The sequence below is a fragment of the Salicibibacter cibarius genome (assembly GCF_016495725.1).
In the GTDB taxonomy this organism is placed as follows: domain Bacteria; phylum Bacillota; class Bacilli; order Bacillales; family Marinococcaceae; genus Salicibibacter; species Salicibibacter cibarius.
The window spans coordinates 441,900-460,232 of record NZ_CP054705.1 but is presented as its reverse complement, the minus strand read 5'-3'; the positions used below and the strand labels follow the sequence as shown (position 1 = coordinate 460,232).

The following is an 18,333-nucleotide window of genomic DNA, read 5'->3' as shown; positions in this document are numbered from 1 at the left end:
TTTAATCAATAATCGTACCATGCTTTTTCCGCGGAAGAGGGAACTCTTTGTTTTCAAATGTATCATAACGGGAAATAAGTTCATTCCTCAACTCACTCGGCACGATTAAATCATCAACGACGAGGTCTCCGGATAACTTATAAACATCATAACCGGCGCGGTATTCATCGCGGAGTTTCTGCATTGTTTCCGCGCGCTCTTTCGGGTCCTCAATCGCTTGCAATTTGTTAGCATAGACGGCATTGATGGCAGCCTCCGGCCCCATGATGGCAATTTCTGCTGATGGAAGCGCGATGGTCGTATCCGGTTCATAAGCCGGGCCGGCCATCGCGTAAATGCCTGCCCCGTATGCTTTTCGAACGATGACACACATTTTCGGAACATTGGCATTCGAGCTCGCGTAAATAAAGTTGCGTCCCCGTCTGAGAATGCCTTCCTGTTCGACTTTGGTCCCGACCATAAACCCTGGCGTATCACATAGATACAGCAACGGAATATCGTACGCGTCGCACGCCCACACAAATTTTGCCCCTTTATCGGCCGATTCAGGGAAAATCGTCCCGCCTTTCACTTTCGGCTGATTGGCAACCACGCCGACTGTTTTTCCATCGAGTCGGGCAAAACCGACGACGAGCTCTTTTGCGTAATCTTTTTTCACTTCCATGAAGCTGTCACCGTCAACGATCGATTCAATTAACGCCAAAACATCATACGGTTTATTGGGGTCTTTCGGGATCAAATCGTCAATGCCGCGCGGATCCCGACTTGGTTCAACCGCAGGTTGTTCCGGCACCTTCGCTTCAAAATGATCGGGAAGATAAGACAATAACCGCTTCGTAACAGCTGCCGCTTCCTCTTCTGATTCAACGACGAAATCCGCCGAGCCGCTTTTTGTCGCGTGCATGCGCGCACCGCCCAATTCTTCCACGTCAACCTCTTGGCCTGTCGCCATTTGCACCATACGCGGCGAAGCAATCGCCATCCCCGCTATTTTGTTCACCATGATGTTAAAATCGGAGAACACTGGCATATAAGCGGTACCGGCAAAACACGGACCATACATCACAGCGATTTGCGGAACGCGCCCGGAAAGCACGCTATGGTTATAGAAGATTTTACCCCCAGAATATTTTTCGACATGATAGCCGCCGGATTCATCGATACGGCCCCCGGATGAATCAATTAAATAAAGAATCGGCCTCCGTCCGCGAATGGCGGCTTCTTGCATGCGTAAAATCTTTTCGCCGTGAAATTTTCCGATTGATCCGGCTTTTACCGTGTAGTCACTTGCGATAAAGAATGCTTTTCGTTCATCGATTTTCCCAGTGCCGGCGACAACGCCGTCAGAAGGGAGTTTTTCTTTCATCGCATTCGCAAATAATCCTGTTTCATAATAAGGTTTATTTTCATCGAAAAATAGTTCAAGACGGTCCCTTACAAACAGTTTGCCGATGTGTTCATTCTTTTTATGGTTTTTTTCCGGGCCGCCTTGTTTAATCCGTTCCATTTCTGCAAGCACTTTATTTTCTCTTTCCACATGCCTCACCTTCCTTGTTTAAACTTCATTCATTTGAATTTCGACATCTTTTTCGATGAGCTCGCGGGGGATAAGGCTCGACCACATCCCGATAAGCTTTCGCGGCGGAATATTGCCGACCGCTCCTCCCATCGATGGCGGACCATCCAGGGCTAAAGGCGGAAACATGCGACTTAACTTGGCAGCATCCTTCTTCGTTTTCGAGCGTACCGCCATCCGTAAATACACTTCATTCAACGGTTCATTCGGCTCCTCTGCGACCGGACCGAGAAGGGAATTGTAGCCAACGTAATCCGTGCGGATTTCATCATACACCCACCCGTACCGCTTCATTTGCGCGCGAACAATTTCATCCGCTTTTTGCGCTTTTTTCAGGGCATCAGGCCACGAATAACCGATCATCACCTGCCCCATGTAGCCGCTTTCATAGCCGGCGACCATTTTCAATTCATTCGGCTTCGGTTTTCCCCTCGTTCCTGTTACTTTCACTTCATTTTCGGCAATATTCTCCAGCTTCACCCCAGTCAAATCAACGACAACATCCGGGGTGACATACGCAGACGGATCGTGAATTTCATACAACATCTGTTCCTTGACCGTATCCACCGTTACCAACCCGCCGCGGTTTTCGACTTTACTGACGACGAATTCGCCATTTTCCGAGACCTCCGCGATTGGATAACCAATCTGTTCCAACCCCTCGACATTCCACCACTCGCCGCTGAAATTTCCGCCGGTAGACTGGGCTGAACATTCCAACAAATGCCCCATAAAAATGCCGGAAGCCAAACGATCCCATTCTTCCTCGCCCCAGCCAAATTCGTAAATCAAAGGGGCTAAAAATTGGGCAGTATCCGTCGTTCGACCTGTGATAACAACATCGGCCCCTTGTTCCAACGCTTCAACGATGGGACGCGTGCCAAGGTAAGCATTCGCGAAGAGTAAATCATCCTTCACCGTGTCGATCGCTTCTTCTGTCTCCAAATGGTTGAGAGAAACGCCGTTGTCGATCAGCTCATCGATGCGATGGATGACGTTATCGCCGGTAATGACCGCGATTTTTAATCCTGTGATGCCAAGCTCCTTGGCGGCACCCATGACAACTTCCCCGGCGGCTACAGGGTTGATGCCACCGGCATTCGTCAATAGTTTCATCCCTTTTGATTTTACAAACGGCAGCAAATATTTCATGTTCATCGGCGTATCTTTCGTATAGCCCATATTTGGATCTTTTTCTTTGTCCTTCGTGAGGATGGACATCGTTAATTCAGCGAGCGCGTCAAAACATAAATAGTGAACATTTCCTTCTTGAGCCGTCGCGACCGCAGGCTCAATGGTATCGCCATAGAACCCTTGCGCCGCTCCGATCCGTACTGTTTTCATGACGTTTGCACCTCCTTCGGGATTATTCTTCAATCTCCATAACGGTGTCGTCTTCCTGTATAAAATCACCTTCGCTGGCCGTAATGCTGCTAACGGTACCGGCTTTTTCTGTTTCCACCGGAATTTCCATCTTCATCGATTCCAAGATGGCAACGACCTGTCCGACTTCCACCCGATCGCCTTCCTTGACTTCTATTTTCCACATGTTTCCTCCCATTGGGGACTTGATTTCCATGTCATCAACCTTCTTTCATTAAGATAATCTGGCACTCTCCCCTATTTCCCTTTCCATTCCGGTTTTCTTTTTTCCAAAAAGGCTGTCGCGCCTTCCTTCAAATCTTCACTGCGAAAGGAAACGAGGCGTAGTGTCGAAAGATAATCGAACGATTTCTGCAAATCCATTTGTTCTGTCGTATAAAAAGCGTCAAGGGCGAGACTCGCCGCAAGTGGGCTGTTAGAAGCTACTTTTTGAGCCAGTTCCCATGTTTCTTTTTCCAAATCTTCAGGTTCAACGATGCGATGGACGAGATTCCGTTCAGCTGCCTCGTCAGCGGACAGAATATCGGCAGTTAACATCATCTCCATCGCTTTCCTATCCCCGACCGCGCGCCGCACCCATGGGAGAATGACATACGGAACAATGCCAAGTTTGAGTTCGGTTAACCCCATTTTTGCCGACTTTGAAGCGATCGCGATGTGAGACATGGCTACAAGCCCAGTGCCCCCGCCAAGTGCCGCACCGTTCACGGAAGCAATCAACGGCGTTCTGAGCGTTTCCCCCATCTTAAATAATTCCGTGCTTTTTCTGCCATCAAAATGAAGTTCCGGAATCGGTTTTGTGAAGTTGCTTTTGAATTCCTCTAGGTTTCCGCCAGCCGAAAACGATTTTCCGGCACCTGTGAGTATCATCACTCTTACGTCTTCATCCTCATCCGCCCGTTGCATCGCATCTATCAATTCCGTTGTGAGTGTGGCCGTTAGCGGATTTCTTTTATCCGGTAAATTCAGCGTGATCGTTGCAATATGTTCGCTTACTTCATAAACAATCGTTTCGTAACTCATCGGCTCCCTCCCTTACCATTTAAAAATGCAAGTTTTATTCCACTTTTTAAACAGGCAATTGCCCCTGAAATATGTTCATAAAATCAGACAGTTGACTATCTATTCATACAACTGTGTTGACTTGTTCTCTTAATTGAATTAACATTTAGTTAATTGTAGGGAGGTGACCTCGATGCACGTTGGAGAACTTTCAGCGACGACGTTCGTGAAACTTCAACCGGACACGACTGCGCGTGAAACAATGGAATTATTTTTACAAAACCGCCAGGATATCGGCTGTGTCATGGAGCATGAACATCTTCTCGGAATTGTGACGAAGTATTCGCTATACCGTCTTTTATTAAAAAGCACCTCGATGGATGTAACGATACAGCCGGCAATCAAAACAAACGTCATTTCCCTGCAGGAAAATATAAGCGTTTACCGGGCGAGAGATATCCTTTTGGAAAAAGGTGTTGGGCATGCGGTTGTGCTTAATAACAACAAGAATGTTGTCGGCGTTTTGGCCACATCAGATTTAATCTACGGATTAGTTGCCGGCACAAATCATTTAATGACCCGGCTGCAATCGCTTGTCGATAATTTACAGGAATCCGTCATTTCCGTGGATACAGAGCTAAATATCACCGCCATTAACGCTTCTGCCCAAAAACTTTTCCAACTGGAAGACACCGAAATATTAGGAAAACCCTCGGGCAACTGGTTTCCCACGTTATATGACGATTTATCGAACGCTGTCTTGCATAGCAAACGAACGGAAGTTAAAAAAATCAGCCTACATTCAACCATTGTCATTGCCTCGATTATCCCCATCCAAGAATGGGGGAAGATTAACGGAGCCATGGCTGTGTTAAAAGATATCACCGAACTCGAAAAAGTGGCAAATGAATTGGAATCAACAAAACGAATTGAAAAAGTCCTGGATAGCGCATTGGCAGTGGCTTACGACGGGGTCATCATTACCGATCAAGACGGCAACATCACGAAAGCTAACCACGGTTTCATGGAACTATACGGCATCGCTTCTTTTTCTCAAATCGAACATCAGCCCCTACAAAACATAGCTCCCGAAATCCAACAGCAGCAAAACAAGAATAAAAAAGATATATTAGAAGCGGAAATTATTCAAATTAACCAATATAAAGCAATCGTAAGCCAAACACCAATTGTACAAAACGATAAAACCATCGGTTCTATCTATAAAATTATTTACCAGCATTTACACTTATGGAAAGATCTATTTAACCAAATAGACAAACTGGAGAGAGAAATTTCTTACTATCGAGGTGAATTAAATAAAAATAACGATCCATTCACGCCGCTCATTTCAAATAATGGAAAAATAGAGCAACTGAAAGCAGATGCAACGGCGGTTGCCCCTTCCCTATCCAACCTATTGATTAACGGTGAAAGTGGCACCGGGAAAGAATTGCTTGCAAATGGCATTCATCTTGTGTCCAACCGGAAAGGAGCATTCATTAAAATTAATTGCGCAGCTGTCCCGGAAAATTTAATTGAATCGGAACTATTCGGATACGCGGACGGAGCTTTTACAGGCGCAAAAAAAGGCGGGCGCCCGGGAAAATTTGAGCAAGCGGATAAAGGAACGTTGTTCCTGGACGAAATTGGCGATATGTCCTTGCCCATGCAAGCCAAATTATTAAGAGCCGTCCAAGAAAAAGAAATCGAAAGAATCGGGGATACCCAGACTCGAAAAATGGACGTCCGTATCCTCGCTGCGTCCAACAAAAATATAGGAAAACTTGTTCAAGAAGGAGTCTTCAGGGAAGACCTTTACTATCGGATAAACGTCATTCAATTGGAGATTCCACCCCTCCGCGACCGCCTGGATGACATTCCGCTATTGACAAACCATTTTATGAAAAAAATGCAAACCAAACTTGATAAACCGAGCATTAACGACATAAGTTCCGAAGCAGTAGAAAAACTCCGGAATTATCATTGGCCGGGAAATGTCCGCCAAATGGAAAATGTGATGGAAAGAGCCTTTTTGTACGCGCAAACGAATCGCATCGAGGCTAGTCACATTCTTATCGACGCCAAAGATCCGAGCTCAACAGAGCATTCAGGCATAAATGAAGCAAACGAACATGGATCCGTAAAAACAAACCGAAAAAAACGTATGGAAGAAACTGATAAAGTGACCATTCTGGATGCACTGAAACAGGCGGGCGGGAACCGCACAATCGCCGCCAAAAAACTTGGAATCAGCCGCTCAACCTTATACCAAAAGTTGAAAAAATACGAGATCAAAGAAAAATTGGAGTTTTTTCTTTGATCTCGTTCAACGCGACTGCTGCTCTATAAGAAGTTAGGAAAATATTGTGCCCTAACGCAACCCGCGCCCCCGCGTTAGGGCGCCAACTTCGCATTTTGATGTAGTTTTCATCGCACCTCGGGTCCGCGCTTTCTCACTTACGGAGGTGCGTTGGACCCGTAACACAAATTACTTTGTGTCTCTTGTTCCTTTCAGAACTGCTCGATCCCCGTTTGAGGGATTACTTTGCTTATCTTGTTCCTCTCAGAGCAACTCGATCCCCATCTGAGGGATTACTTTGCTTATCTTGTTCCTCTCGGAGCAGATCGACCTCCGTCCGAGGGATTACTTTGCTTATCTTGTTCCTCTCGGAGCAGCTCGACCTCCATCTGAGGGATTACTTTGCCGACCAAATAAATGAGTTCAGATTTCGTTAGGGCACGATTTGGCATAAACGTTGCATAAATAAGAGGTGAGGCATTGGAAGAAAGGAGAGCGAATATGGAGGATTGGAAGAAAGATTGGCGGCCTATGATGGACGCGGTTGGGCTAGATTTTAGTGACGGAGAAAAAACATGGGGGGCAGATCCGGTGGAAAAAGGGGCGATTCGCCGATTTCTTGAACCTTTGGAATTTGACTGCCCCTTCATTATGACAAGACTGTCGCCGACCAATATGGTTACTCGGATGTGATTGCTCCATATAGTAGCTTGTTAACATGGACGATCGCCGCTCACTGGTACCCGGGGGAAAAGATATTTACCAGTTCCGATCGAAATGCACAACCTGCCCGCAATCCTGTGGGAGGGGTGCAAACAGATTTGGAGCCGCAAACGACGGGATTTTTTGCCACTGATATCGAATTCGATTATCTACAACCGGTTAAAGTGGGAGATTGGCTCTGCAACAACGGAAACGTATTGCTTTCGTGTGCTCCTAAAGAAACAAAAGTAGGGCGCGGGGCATTTTTGGTTTGGGAATCAACCATTTGCAACCAACATGGCGAAGAAGTAGCAAAGATGCGCATCGGAACCTATAAGTACAATCCGCATACAACGAGAATGGAGGCAAATTAATGAAACCTCGCTATTGGGAAGATGTTTCCGAAGGTGACGAAATCCCCGCTGTCGATTTTCCGCTTACGGCTTACAGGCTCGTTATGGAAGCCGGCGCAAATCGTGATTTCAATTCCATTCACCATAACTCGGAGTATGCCCGCGAAACCGGAGCACCGGAAATGTACGCGAATAATATTTTCCTGCAAGGCATGTGGGAGAAAACCGCCCGCGCATACATTGGCCTCGCGGGAACAATCAGAAATTTGAAAGGATTTCGGATGAAACGCTTCAACACTGTTGGAGACACAGTTTCCACAAAAGGACAGGTAAAGAACAAGTGGCAGGAAGGAAACGATCATTTTCTCGAACTGGAAATGTGGTCGGAAAATTCGGAAGGGATTTCCGTGGGGCCCGGAACGATGGTCGTTACCTTGCCAAGTCACACAGAGGAGAACCATTAAAACCGAAGGGGTGTGATAGCACCCCTTCCGGTTTCATCTTTATATAAACCCTTGTTGAATAGCGATGGCTACAGCGTGCGTCCGGTTTCTTCCATTCACTTTTTTTATGGAACTGGAAATATAATCTCTTATAGTGTATTGGCTGAGATGCAAAGCATAGGAAATTTCACTGATAGATCTCCCGTTTTTGACGAGGTTCATCACCTCAATTTCCCGTGGCGAAAGGCGGGATGAAATCGTTTTTTGCAAATTATCGTACTGGGAGTCTTGATATTGCATCAACATCTCCCCGACATGATGACCCATTTTCACCAACACATTCATCAGTTCATCGTTAACCGAAAACTCCTGTCCTTCTCCTTGATCCAAAAAGACAGCTCCTATGAATTCTTTTTTCGACAATGAATAAATGGGAGACACAACCAAAGAATTCAGTTTAAATTTGTTAATATAGTACTCTGGAAGAGCGTCAGACGCATCATCGATAAAAATAGGGCGATAAGTTCGCATCTTTTCCAAGAATTCCCTAACGACAGAGGCTCCCGAGAAATGCTCGGTGATATTTTTAATATCCTCGACGTTCAAATTATACCCCGTCATGCCAACGCCCTTTTTTTCCTTCGGCAAATATAAAAAAAGCGCGCAACGTTCAAACGGCAAGTAACGCACGTACCCGGAGGCAATGTGCTCAAAAGCATCTTCCAATCGCCGCCCCCGCATCACCCATTCATAAAAAAGGGCTACCATTGAATTCCAATTTATTTGATTTTCAGCATTGGAAGCGGCCTCACGAATGTCTCCATACATATGAAAAGCCAGCTTTAAAAACGATTTTGTGCGCGAAATATTCTTTTGGGGAACATAAAACAAAAGCAGCTCATTTCCAATTTCTTGTGTAATAAATGCATGTTTTCCAGTCGCTTCATCCTCGCTCCCCATCAAACGCAACACGGCTTTTTTCAAGAGTTCGATTGATTCCGTCCGGATGCTTTGCAACATGTTTAGCCACCCCGGATCCATTGCATCCCCATGTTTTTCCAATACATCTTTTACATGAAAAATGGAATCTTCCTTACGAGCACACACGATAAACTGAACAGAAAACTCAGGAAGTGAAAACAAATAATTTACGTACGATTTCAAATTTATTGCATCTAAACGGTAGGGCGTTAAATATTGGCTCAGCACTGTGAAAAAATGATGGACCGCCTGATGATTTCGGAATGTGATCCCGGAACCGTCCGGTGTATGTATGGCTTTATGAGTTGCGTTCTCCAATAAATGACAGATAAAAGTAATTTCATGTTTATCAATGTGAACGCCCTGTGTTCGCCATGTCCTTATTACTTGATTTAAAATCATTTTTCCATCGATGTCATCTTCAATATTCTTTTTTTCACCTAAAAGTAATTGAGATTTCAGGCATTTTATCATCGTTTCCAGGTGTGATTTCAACGTTTCTTCGTCCCATTGCATCACTTGTCCTTCTTTAATAATGTGGCGGTGCAGTAATTTCTCCCATTCCTTGGCAATGGAACTTTCGTTCATTTGGAGGATCGCAATACCTTCAGATGTTAACTCATCGATCCGCTTATAAACCTGCATATCGATCCCTCCTCAGTGATTGAATATTCATTCATTATGTAAACTATCATTAATTATAAAGAAGAGACTATTTTTATTATTATAACAGGAAAAGCGCAGTTATAAAATTATAAATGATTCCAAAGTTGAAATCCGTGTCATTTTAAGTGATAGCAAGGGCAAGAAAATGTATAGGCAGAGCCATCTCCGGAAATAGTAGAATAGGGCAGAACGGTTGTTGATGTCACTTGCTACAAACAGAACAATGTGATATTATACTATCCGTGACCGTTAATATAATACATATTCCGCAGTAGCTCAGTGGTAGAGCAACCGGCTGTTAACCGGTAGGTCGCTGGTTCGAATCCGGCCTGCGGAGCCACGCTTCCTTAGCTCAGTAGGTAGAGCGCATCCATGGTAAGGATGAGGTCGCCGGTTCGAGTCCGGCAGGAAGCTCCAGTACAAATACTTACATGATGCGGGTTTTGGCGTTTGTTGGAAGTCGCTTTTCAATTACGGATGAGGTCTTTTGGCACAAATTTGGCACCTTTACTTAACTAAAGTGCATTTTTAGCATTTTAATCTCCCATAAACTTAAACATGACAGTAGCCGCAATCTTTATTGTTTGCGAATGTTCGAACGAAATAGATGGCCAGAAATCATATCGTTTAATCGGTTCCACATTTTATTTGCCAACAGCAAGATGTTATTGTATACTAAGGTTAGAAAAGGCATATATTTAAAAAGACCGTGGTGTGATTGCACCAACGGCCTCCCAATAGAACAACTCCTACCAAGGGATTTGTTCACCTAATGATTAGATGAAGTAGCCACCCATTTGGATTGGACACCAGGGGTGGTTACTTCTTTTTTTGATCGTCATGTTTCATCATCAAGACCACCAACGTGGCTACGGCCACACATAACATGGCCGTTTCATAAGTGATCACCATGACTGTTCACCTCCCTTCCCCCTCAAGAAAAAGGGCGCCAATTGGCACGAAGGTTGACAAGGTGAACGTCCACCCCTGGACAGTTGTTTATTGTTTCTCTAGTATACCATACTTTGAAGGACTCGCCTCCCCCATAGGAGAAAATCAGGAAGCATTTAATGGTTCCGTATGCCGACAATTCGGAAATGAAGAACATCCAAAAAATCGTCTCGTATTCTCCTGATGACTTCGCACCACTAAAGGTGAGCCACACAAGGGGCAATTGCGTCGCGCTGGCTCTACATTTTCATACACCTTTTGAGCCGTCATTTCCGGGTTCACATTCACGATAAATTGCTGCAGGCGCCAACGATCTAACAGATGAACACCACAAGCCTGGGCGAGTTTACAGGCCGAAGCCGTATAAAAGCTGTTTGTGACCACCCAGGCCTCCTGAGCTTGGTAAAAAGGAATTGCCGCAAATACTTGCTGAATAGCCTGGATTCCCACCCTTTGCTTATACCCGTATCGCTTCGCCTGCACAACTATCTTCTTTTTTTCCTTTTCCATCACCAAATCAGCCCCAAAATCATTGGAACGTTTCGTTCCTTTCACGGATCGATAGCCTAATGCTTTAAGCAGTTGCACTAAAAAATATTCAAATTGGTGGCCATCCATTTGGTCGATCGAACGAATGCCACTTTGAATGACTCGTTGGAACGCTTGTTTTTCCCGACGATGCTTCATCCATTTTCTCATCACCCAAACAAAACCAACAATAATCAATGGGCAGGTGAAAAGAAAAAGTACCACAAGAAAAATGCTGACAACCGTACCCTCGTCTATCATGCTTCAAACTCCTTTCAGCGTCCAACAAAAATACACGGGCCGAAACCCGTGCGTAAAGGTTTCCATTATCGTTCCGGTTCCGTATCCTTGACTGGAGAGGGTTGGGATTCTTTCGCTCGCGGCTGTTCGACGGCCACATTCTTTTTTAATTGTTCATTCCAATCCTTTTCCTTTGGCAAATCAACGTTCCCAACCCGTTCCCCGTCTTGATTTACATAGTTTTGCAACACATCTTTTAGGCCATAGGCGAAATCACGACCAGACGGATCATTGTCCACGGCAATGACCACTTGTTTCGGTGGGTATCCTTCCCTATTCATCCGGTTCATTTCTGCGCTAACAGTGTGTCGTTTCAAACCAGACATTGAAAGCATACGTGCATTTTGTATATCCCCCTTCTTTTCACTCCAATAAGACAACGCATCGACGGCGCTTTCAAACACATAGAGCGTTTCCGGCTTTCCAATATCAAAAGAGAAACCAGCGTTCCCTGGGCTGTTTTTGTCAATGCCTTTAAACCAGTCGCCGGTGCGAGACATTGGTTGGGTGCCTTGCCGATCCGCCCCCACAACTTCGCCCTGCTGTTTCCACTTATAAACGACATTTCCCCGTTTGTCTTGCGCCATATAATCCCTGCGCTCCAACCAATTCACGACTTTAGGGTGAATTTTGCGATCCTGGGTTAAATACTGATGCATGCGCGTCGTATCGCTCACCTCATAGTGGCTAGGATATCGGTAGGGTTCGGACGGTATTTTGGCTGATGGCGGCCGTTCTTTTTCCTTGTAAGAACCGTTTGTAATGTCCTCCACGGCTTCGGGAAAAGACATGCCATAATACATTTGCGCAAAATTGATCACGCCAGCGCCTTTTTCCCCGCGTGAGTTCCATGCATACATTTGATCACGGATGATCAAACTGTCATGTTCGGTGTGCCGGTAGTAATTCCCTTCCTTTTTAAACGTTTCCCCTTTGGATTCCAAGTAGTCCATGAGATCGACGCGCTTGGCACGTTCCACTTGTTCCGTACGGACACGGTTAACCATGCCGTACTCCCTCCTTTCATTTTTTAAATAAAATGAAAAAACCACAGGGATTTCATCATCCCTATGGTTCTGACCCATCACACATCCGGTTCTGGCCCTTTGATATTCGTTTGCGTTCCCGTGCTGATCGATGAGGTAGCCACCGGTTCATTTTGTTCGCGACGTTCGCGCTCATTGGAACGTTCAGCGCCTTTCGTAGATGTTTTTTCCTGATCCTTGCCGTATTCTTCATCTAACTGTTTTTCAAGCGAATTGAGGCGTTTCTGTCCTTGTTCAGAGAGAGGAAGTTCTTTTATTTCTTGCAACGACTCTTTTTTCAGTTGATACACCGTATGCGGATCATGTTCCTTCTCAAAGGCTTGCATGCGCTTCACTCGTTCTTGTCGGTCGCCGGATTCCTCCCGGTCTAATTGTTTGCCGACGCCCGGCTCAATCATATTCATGATTTCGCGCTTGTAGAGGTCTTTAAATGATTGATGATCGGCATTTTTATCTTCTTTTTCAAACGGGCTTGCATTGCGGTCATGGGCAGTCACTTCGTTTCGGTAGGCTTTCAACAACGGGCTTTCTTGACGTGTTGCCGTTGGATTTTCTCGTTCCTCCGGATGCATCGGTCGATTGTTTTGATATTGTGCCGTTATCGGGGCTTTTTCAAATTGTTCTGGCTCAATCACGCCCATGACTTCACGCTTATAAAGGTCTTTAAACGCTTGATGCTCCGTTGTTTTATCATCTTTTGGGCTTGCATTGCGTTCATGGGCAGTCATTTCGTTGCGGTAAGCTCGCAACGGGCTTTCTTGATGTGCTGGCATTGGCTTTTCTCGTTCCTCCGGATGCATCGATCGATTGTTTTGATATTGTGCCGTTATTGGGGCTTTTTCAAATTGTTCTCGCTCATTCGTTTGCCGTTTCGTTTGATGAATCATTGAATCGTCTCCCTTCGTTTCCTCTTTGTCCCGAGGCTGATCTTTTTCCGGTGGTTTGTCTAACGTTCGTTCCATCGTGGTGATAAACTGGTGTGATGTGTCTTGCACTTCTTTGAGCAATTGCTGATGATCGTCAAAGGTGCGGTTTTTCGTCCAAGATGTAAGGTAATCCAGCGAATAATCGGAAGTGTCCACGCCAAAATGAGAGGCTACCGTATAAGCCGTCATCTCTGCTTGAAACTCTTTTTCCGGCTGCGAATATTGATGGTGCGTTTCTGCCGTGTGCAATTTCGCATGCGCCAACTCATGCACCAAGGTTTTGACATCCTGCCGTTCATCGTTGCGCGGATTTAATGCCACCTCCTTTGTTAAGGTATAGCTAACGCCTTTGGCTGCGCCTAACTCTTGTTTCGGTTCGACAATGGCAATGCCATTTTCCTTGGCGATGGCTTCCATGCCTTGACGAAGTTGGCCGTAATCCTCCACCTTCCCTTCCATCCATTTATTTGGGAATAAAGCCGGCAAATCATCCCGTGTGGCCGACGTCTGGCTAATATCAAAGACGCTTCCCGTTGAAAACACAAGACGACCATCTCGTTTGGGGAGATGGCCATCTTCAATGTGTGAATTTTCATTTTTAGTCGCATATTTGACGGGCTTCCATGTGCCTTCCTCGTTTTGAAATTGATCACCGAGCCGTTGCGGAACCAAAATTTTGAAGCCTTTCTCTCCTTTTTGAACGGGGAAACCTTTATCCTTCCAAAACTTATATGAACCAACGGCTTCTGCACCCGGAAATTGCAATTGCATGAGCTGGACATTATTCCGGGAGTAGTTATGAAATTGTCCCATAAACCGCAAGTATTCCTTCATTTGATCCTTGGAATGAAAATGGGTGGCCACCTTTTCTTCCATGCCATTGGTTAGTTCCTCAACTTCTTGTTTGATCGCTTCCGGTGATTTACGGGGTCTCGTTCTCGCCATCGTCCCACCTCCGATCGGCGGCATCAATCAGTTCTTCCATGTCTACTTCATGATAATTTTGGCCAACGTCCAACACCATTTTTTTCGTTTGCGTATCAAACGGAATCAACAAATTTTCTTGATTGATCAAGTGCTGTTCAAGGGCAGCTTTATCTGCCGGATCGAGTTCAATCGTATAACGGGTGTTGCCGACCAAGATTTCAACATCATGATCGCCTAAACTTTCAAACACACCCACTTCGTAGCGATCATCTAAAAAAAACATGATCATTCCTCCTTCTGCATGGATTTAATCTTTTCTTGTGCCTCTTTGTCGCCATTAGAAGCTCGACTGATTAATGATAGGGCGCTTCCTTTTGTACCAACAGCAATCATCCTTGGTCTTTGATAACCTTTAAAAACCGACGTTTTTTCGGTTCCTCTATCATAACGCCACTATATTCACGATCAATGATACGATAATTTTTCGATTGCTTTTTGGGTTTAAACTTTTTAAAAAATGATTTTATCAGCGGTTTACTCTCCTTTCCATTTAATGATTTTCTGTTTGTTTCGCCTTTTGACTTTCTTCCCAATCGATCTTTTTCTGCCGTTGATGGACGATGCGTTCTCTGACTTCTTCTTTGGCGATGCTTACCGGCTTGCTTTCCATATTGGATGTTGTGATGAGATGGTTTTCATTCATAAGCATGCCATTCATGAGTTCCATAAGGATTTGCGTGTTTCTATCACTATTATTCACCCCCAATTGAAGTTTCTTTAATTCTGATGCAAACACTTGATGGAATTGCTCGGCGGCTATATCCATAATGGCTCGATTGGATCGATCTTCAATTTTCCACGCTTCATGCTCTTGGATGATTTTTTCCAATGCTTGCCCGTGATAGGTAATATCATGCTGATCACGGTAAGCATCGATATAATCCATCACTTCCGGAAGCACACGGAGACTCATGCGTTCACGTTCACTCATCATTGCTCCCTACCTTTCGCGTTCAATGTCTCGTTCTAGTCGCTCATGATCCATGTCATTCATATACTCTTGATAGGTCTGTTTCATCGATCGGTTCATACGGTTTAATGATTGCTGCATCGCGATCCCTGATGACCGACCATGACGCAACGCATGACGATCTTCTTTTCCTTCTGCCTTTGATTTTGGGTGCAATTGATCGTCAAACGACTTCATTTCTTTCAAAAAGGCGTTGCCCATCCGTTTGTAAAGATCATCGATCTTATTCGTTTTATAGTTTTCATACCGTTTGCTTTCTTTTGTTCCATCGCCATAGGCTGCTTTCATTTCATCCACTTCACGATCCAAACGTTGATGCAAGTTTTTGAGATCATTCGGATGATGTTTCTCCAAATACTTTGTGGTTAGTTGATCGATCATTGGACGGATCGGATTTAGGGTGTTGTAACCATAATTCCAATGCCGTTTTTTCTCCGGCAGCCGTTCATAAATATCTTTAAAGAGTGGTTTCATTTCACGATTGCGCCATTTCAGTGTGCTTTGTTCTTTCTTGCCATCGACCATCTTCCCTCGAATGATTTGATTAATTTGCTCACGTTCATGACTTCGATCTTGTAAGCCGTTGACCACTGCCCCTTTCATCGCATCTAAGGTTTTGGGTTTTCGTTTGCCACGCTCTCTCGTCGGTTCGGGTTCAACGGTAGCCACATGAATGTGTAAGTTATCCGTGTTTCGGTGAATGGCCGCCGACCAAACGGCGCTTTGTTCCATCCCTTCTTTTTTGAGCATCGTTTGCATTGATGAACGGGTGACAGCCTTCAATGCTTTGTCATCTAACGAGCCGGTTTTCCGATCATAGATCCCTTGTTTTTCTAACCACTGATTATCAAAGGTGATCACATCTTGCCACATGAGACTCTTATTTTCTTGCGCATGTTGAAAGGCATGTTTTAAATCCTCTTTATCATCGTTATGAAGGTGATCGGATGTTTCCGTAAAAAGCGCCGATGTCTTTTCCGGATCATCCATGTAATGATTGTATAGCGAAAACATTTGCGAAGGCAGTTGCTTATCCCCTTTGGCTTCTTCCCGATCAACATAATTGACGTACTGATCAAAGGCTTTGGCATTGGATGTAATAAATTTTGTTTTCAATACCACGCCCGGTGTGACGGTTGACGTGCTCATGGTGTTAGCTCCGGTTCGTCACCAATGAGGTCATTCATCGTTTGCATGCTGTCAGCACATCGTTCCATCACTTGCAGATTGCTGGCTACTAAATCTTCCAAACGTTGTACCCGTTGATCCTCCATATAGAATTGCGCCATCTGTATGATTCGTTCTCGTAAAAATTGTTCGCGTGATAGACCTTGTTCTTTCGCCAGTTCTTCCACTTTTTGAATCGCTCTTGGTTCAACATTTCGGATCACAATATCCATTTTGCATCCTCCTTTTGATTTTTTCCTTCTGATTTTTCATTCAGCAAATGATCATCATCTTCGCCCCACTTGTAACGATTGGTGATTGGATCGTGTAAGAGAGGGGTAGAGAGAAAGAGCATAAGGGGTTTCTGATATCACATAGGGTGATATCCCCGGCAGAGCCGGGGGAAACAACGATATCAAGAAAATCGTAATTGGTGTAAGGTTGTTGCATGGTTTTATCGAACGTCTGTTGCTTTTTAGCTTGGTGGTGTAAGGTTGTTGCAACCGATGGTGTAAGGTTGTTGCATGGTTTTTTGATCACTCATCGATCGCAATGTCCATTTGTTCTTCGATCATGTCTTGTTCATCCTGAACCACTTCAAGGGCTTCTTGTTCTTGCGCCATGTCTGTCTCCAGCCCATCGATTTCTGACTCGATTTGACTGTGTTCACTTTCCAGTTCCACTTCTTCATCGTCGGTGCTGTACAAAATATCTGCTTCAATATCGACCAATTCTTGTTCCAGTTGATCAATACGTTCATCCATATTTTCGATCACCTGCTGATGATCCTCTTGGTCATCGTTTAATCGGTCATACTCCAAACTCAGCACGTGTTGGTCATAGGTGGTTTCATCTTCGGCTGTCAACGATTCATCAACGTCAACCATTCGGTGATCCGCATAGATGCGTGCTAAGTCAGCCGGTGTGTTGTCGTTCGTTGATTCTTCTGGTTCAATCCCATCATCGGTTTCTTGCTCTTGAATATCCATCCCAATCACATCAAAGGATGGTGGGACGGCATCAATATGAATCACAACATAATCCCGATCTTCATAGAGCATGGTTACTGGTAATTCATCACGGGCATTTGAACGATCTTGGGCGGCGAAGGTCATCTCCGTATTCCGATCAACGGCTGATCGATCAATATGGAGGGTTGCGATCATATGCTGCTCATGAGGATTATACGCCCAATCTTCAATCACGACTTCACCGTTCCCTTGCATCGGGATCGTTTCTCCGATGTCCGTGTGTTGAATGTCGCCCGGTGGTGCACCAAATATTGTCCGGGAAAGCATGAGAAACGCCCCTGTCACGACAAAGGCAAGCGTGATCACAAGCAAGGGAACCGTTCGTTTCGTGCTTAGGGCGAAACGTTTCCGCATCATACGCCCTCATCTCCTTCCATGCTTTCGACCGCATCTCTAAAATCTTGAATGATCCACGTGCCATCGTCTTGTTGCTCGGCATCTAATTCTATAAAGGTTGCCGTCGTATCATCCTCACTGCCGGCGCTATACGTTTGCGTAAAACGAGCCATGATAGTGGCTTCCGGTTGGTTCAGTTCACCTGACTCTACAAAAAATTGAATATCTTCCGGAATCGCTCGATGCTTCGTTTCGTCTTGATCATCTTCCGGGAATAAAAAGTCATGCAGATCATCTTGCATGATGGGTTCGGCTTCATCTTTGCGGTCGTCATACGATTCTGCTTCTTCGGTATAAACCGTTTGGACAAAGGTTTCGGCGGTTGCTTGTAACGCCTCTTGACGTTCTTGCATCGCCGCCGGTTCCTCCATCTCTTGTTCGTTTTCAAGGCGCGAGACTTCACTTTCTAATTGCTCATTCGCATCGATGACCTCCTGCATCTGATTAATGGATACAGTTGCTTCTTCATCGTCACCGGCCATCACACTGTAAACATTTATGCCGGTGACGGCGATAATCGCGACCAGCGCGATCGTAAATAACGTGATCCGCGTCTTTGATTTCATAAATGAAACCTCCTTCCATCTTTTCGTAGAACGTTTAAAAAATCGACGGCATAAATCATG

General features: G+C 45.0%; 18 protein-coding genes and 2 tRNA genes. 6 read left to right on the top strand and 14 right to left on the bottom strand.

The window, feature by feature from the left end; translation table 11 throughout:
* Position 1: 1 nt before the first annotated feature.
* From HUG15_RS02460 to HUG15_RS02445, 4 genes are read right to left on the bottom strand one after another with little or no spacing between them, the layout of a single operon-like run.
* Entirely contained in the window at positions 2-1,507 is a 1,506-nt protein-coding gene (locus tag HUG15_RS02460) for an acyl-CoA carboxylase subunit beta (protein WP_200128805.1), read from the bottom strand.
* Between the two features lie 48 nt (positions 1,508-1,555).
* Complete coding sequence (locus tag HUG15_RS02455) at positions 1,556-2,920, bottom strand: acyclic terpene utilization AtuA family protein (RefSeq protein ID WP_200126744.1); 1,365 nt, start codon at positions 2,918-2,920, stop codon at positions 1,556-1,558.
* A gap of 22 nt (positions 2,921-2,942) precedes the next feature.
* Complete coding sequence (locus HUG15_RS02450) at positions 2,943-3,155, bottom strand: acetyl-CoA carboxylase biotin carboxyl carrier protein subunit (RefSeq protein ID WP_200126742.1); 213 nt, start codon at positions 3,153-3,155, stop codon at positions 2,943-2,945.
* Positions 3,156-3,196: 41 nt separating this feature from the next.
* Positions 3,197-3,982, bottom strand: a complete 786-nt coding sequence (locus HUG15_RS02445) for an enoyl-CoA hydratase/isomerase family protein (RefSeq protein WP_200126740.1) — start codon at positions 3,980-3,982, stop codon at positions 3,197-3,199.
* A gap of 172 nt (positions 3,983-4,154) precedes the next feature.
* On the opposite strand from HUG15_RS02445, the gene HUG15_RS02440 reads away from it, so the two are divergent.
* The 4 genes from HUG15_RS02440 (at position 4,155) to HUG15_RS02425 (ending at position 7,779) form a co-directional block, all read left to right on the top strand.
* Positions 4,155-6,281 carry a sigma 54-interacting transcriptional regulator gene (locus tag HUG15_RS02440; protein ID WP_200126738.1) on the top strand — a complete coding sequence of 709 codons (2,127 nt, stop codon included), beginning with the start codon at positions 4,155-4,157 and terminating at the stop codon, positions 6,279-6,281.
* A 459-nt stretch (positions 6,282-6,740) separates the two neighbouring features.
* Positions 6,741-6,953, top strand: coding sequence for a hypothetical protein (locus tag HUG15_RS02435; RefSeq protein ID WP_200126736.1), 213 nt, complete (start codon positions 6,741-6,743; stop codon positions 6,951-6,953).
* The gene (locus HUG15_RS02430; RefSeq protein WP_246516462.1) at positions 6,950-7,336 is read left to right on the top strand and encodes an FAS1-like dehydratase domain-containing protein; all 387 of its coding nucleotides are present in this window, start codon (positions 6,950-6,952) and stop codon (positions 7,334-7,336) included. The genes HUG15_RS02435 and HUG15_RS02430 overlap by 4 nt, the downstream gene beginning before the upstream one ends.
* Positions 7,336-7,779, top strand: coding sequence for a hotdog family protein (locus tag HUG15_RS02425; protein WP_200126734.1), 444 nt, complete (start codon positions 7,336-7,338; stop codon positions 7,777-7,779). The genes HUG15_RS02430 and HUG15_RS02425 overlap by 1 nt, the downstream gene beginning before the upstream one ends.
* Positions 7,780-7,818: 39 nt before the next feature.
* Here the strand turns inward: HUG15_RS02425 and HUG15_RS02420 are convergent, their stop codons facing one another.
* The gene (locus HUG15_RS02420; RefSeq protein ID WP_200126732.1) at positions 7,819-9,384 is read right to left on the bottom strand and encodes a LuxR C-terminal-related transcriptional regulator; all 1,566 of its coding nucleotides are present in this window, start codon (positions 9,382-9,384) and stop codon (positions 7,819-7,821) included.
* Between the two features lie 286 nt (positions 9,385-9,670).
* On the opposite strand from HUG15_RS02420, the gene HUG15_RS02415 reads away from it, so the two are divergent.
* Positions 9,671-9,745, top strand: a tRNA-Asn gene (locus HUG15_RS02415).
* A 1-nt stretch (position 9,746) separates the two neighbouring features.
* Positions 9,747-9,822 (top strand) — tRNA-Thr (locus HUG15_RS02410).
* Between the two features lie 639 nt (positions 9,823-10,461).
* On the opposite strand, the gene HUG15_RS02405 is transcribed toward HUG15_RS02410, so the two are convergent.
* The 9 genes from HUG15_RS02405 to HUG15_RS02365 form a co-directional block, all read right to left on the bottom strand.
* The gene (locus HUG15_RS02405; protein WP_142090548.1) at positions 10,462-11,145 is read right to left on the bottom strand and encodes a restriction endonuclease; all 684 of its coding nucleotides are present in this window, start codon (positions 11,143-11,145) and stop codon (positions 10,462-10,464) included.
* A gap of 65 nt (positions 11,146-11,210) precedes the next feature.
* The gene (locus HUG15_RS02400; RefSeq protein ID WP_142090547.1) at positions 11,211-12,191 is read right to left on the bottom strand and encodes a toprim domain-containing protein; all 981 of its coding nucleotides are present in this window, start codon (positions 12,189-12,191) and stop codon (positions 11,211-11,213) included.
* Between the two features lie 77 nt (positions 12,192-12,268).
* The gene (locus tag HUG15_RS02395) at positions 12,269-14,101 is read right to left on the bottom strand and encodes an ImmA/IrrE family metallo-endopeptidase (RefSeq protein ID WP_142090546.1); all 1,833 of its coding nucleotides are present in this window, start codon (positions 14,099-14,101) and stop codon (positions 12,269-12,271) included.
* Positions 14,079-14,366 carry a hypothetical protein gene (locus HUG15_RS02390; protein WP_142090545.1) on the bottom strand — a complete coding sequence of 96 codons (288 nt, stop codon included), beginning with the start codon at positions 14,364-14,366 and terminating at the stop codon, positions 14,079-14,081. The genes HUG15_RS02395 and HUG15_RS02390 overlap by 23 nt, the downstream gene beginning before the upstream one ends.
* A 267-nt stretch (positions 14,367-14,633) precedes the next feature.
* A complete protein-coding gene (locus HUG15_RS02385) occupies positions 14,634-15,074 on the bottom strand; it encodes a hypothetical protein (RefSeq protein WP_200126729.1) in 441 nt (146 codons plus the stop codon).
* A 9-nt stretch (positions 15,075-15,083) separates the two neighbouring features.
* On the bottom strand, positions 15,084-16,262 hold the full coding sequence (gene mobP2 / locus HUG15_RS02380; protein ID WP_142090543.1) for a MobP2 family relaxase: 1,179 nt from the start codon (positions 16,260-16,262) through the stop codon (positions 15,084-15,086).
* Complete coding sequence (locus HUG15_RS02375; RefSeq protein WP_142090542.1) at positions 16,259-16,513, bottom strand: hypothetical protein; 255 nt, start codon at positions 16,511-16,513, stop codon at positions 16,259-16,261. Before HUG15_RS02375 ends, mobP2 begins: the two co-directional genes overlap by 4 nt.
* Before the next feature lie 303 nt (positions 16,514-16,816).
* Positions 16,817-17,668 carry a hypothetical protein gene (locus HUG15_RS02370; RefSeq protein ID WP_142090541.1) on the bottom strand — a complete coding sequence of 284 codons (852 nt, stop codon included), beginning with the start codon at positions 17,666-17,668 and terminating at the stop codon, positions 16,817-16,819.
* Positions 17,665-18,273, bottom strand: a complete 609-nt coding sequence (locus HUG15_RS02365; RefSeq protein ID WP_142090540.1) for a hypothetical protein — start codon at positions 18,271-18,273, stop codon at positions 17,665-17,667. Before HUG15_RS02365 ends, HUG15_RS02370 begins: the two co-directional genes overlap by 4 nt.
* Positions 18,274-18,333 lie beyond the last annotated feature (60 nt).

What these genes read in the sequence shown, in the direction of transcription:
- HUG15_RS02390 (WP_142090545.1), bottom strand. Translation starts at nt 14,366, where the DNA reads ATGTTTTTTTTAGATGATCGCTACGAAGTGGGTGTGTTTGAAAGTTTA.
- HUG15_RS02370 (WP_142090541.1), bottom strand. Translation starts at nt 17,668, where the DNA reads ATGATGCGGAAACGTTTCGCCCTAAGCACGAAACGAACGGTTCCCTTG.
- HUG15_RS02445 (WP_200126740.1), bottom strand. Translation starts at nt 3,982, where the DNA reads ATGAGTTACGAAACGATTGTTTATGAAGTAAGCGAACATATTGCAACG.
- HUG15_RS02365 (WP_142090540.1), bottom strand. Translation starts at nt 18,273, where the DNA reads ATGAAATCAAAGACGCGGATCACGTTATTTACGATCGCGCTGGTCGCG.
- HUG15_RS02395 (WP_142090546.1), bottom strand. Translation starts at nt 14,101, where the DNA reads ATGGCGAGAACGAGACCCCGTAAATCACCGGAAGCGATCAAACAAGAA.
- HUG15_RS02425 (WP_200126734.1), top strand. Translation starts at nt 7,336, where the DNA reads ATGAAACCTCGCTATTGGGAAGATGTTTCCGAAGGTGACGAAATCCCC.
- HUG15_RS02385 (WP_200126729.1), bottom strand. Translation starts at nt 15,074, where the DNA reads ATGAGTGAACGTGAACGCATGAGTCTCCGTGTGCTTCCGGAAGTGATG.
- HUG15_RS02460 (WP_200128805.1), bottom strand. Translation starts at nt 1,507, where the DNA reads ATGGAACGGATTAAACAAGGCGGCCCGGAAAAAAACCATAAAAAGAAT.
- HUG15_RS02440 (WP_200126738.1), top strand. Translation starts at nt 4,155, where the DNA reads ATGCACGTTGGAGAACTTTCAGCGACGACGTTCGTGAAACTTCAACCG.
- HUG15_RS02450 (WP_200126742.1), bottom strand. Translation starts at nt 3,155, where the DNA reads ATGGAAATCAAGTCCCCAATGGGAGGAAACATGTGGAAAATAGAAGTC.
- HUG15_RS02455 (WP_200126744.1), bottom strand. Translation starts at nt 2,920, where the DNA reads ATGAAAACAGTACGGATCGGAGCGGCGCAAGGGTTCTATGGCGATACC.
- HUG15_RS02420 (WP_200126732.1), bottom strand. Translation starts at nt 9,384, where the DNA reads ATGCAGGTTTATAAGCGGATCGATGAGTTAACATCTGAAGGTATTGCG.
- mobP2 (WP_142090543.1), bottom strand. Translation starts at nt 16,262, where the DNA reads ATGAGCACGTCAACCGTCACACCGGGCGTGGTATTGAAAACAAAATTT.
- HUG15_RS02405 (WP_142090548.1), bottom strand. Translation starts at nt 11,145, where the DNA reads ATGATAGACGAGGGTACGGTTGTCAGCATTTTTCTTGTGGTACTTTTT.
- HUG15_RS02375 (WP_142090542.1), bottom strand. Translation starts at nt 16,513, where the DNA reads ATGGATATTGTGATCCGAAATGTTGAACCAAGAGCGATTCAAAAAGTG.
- HUG15_RS02400 (WP_142090547.1), bottom strand. Translation starts at nt 12,191, where the DNA reads ATGGTTAACCGTGTCCGTACGGAACAAGTGGAACGTGCCAAGCGCGTC.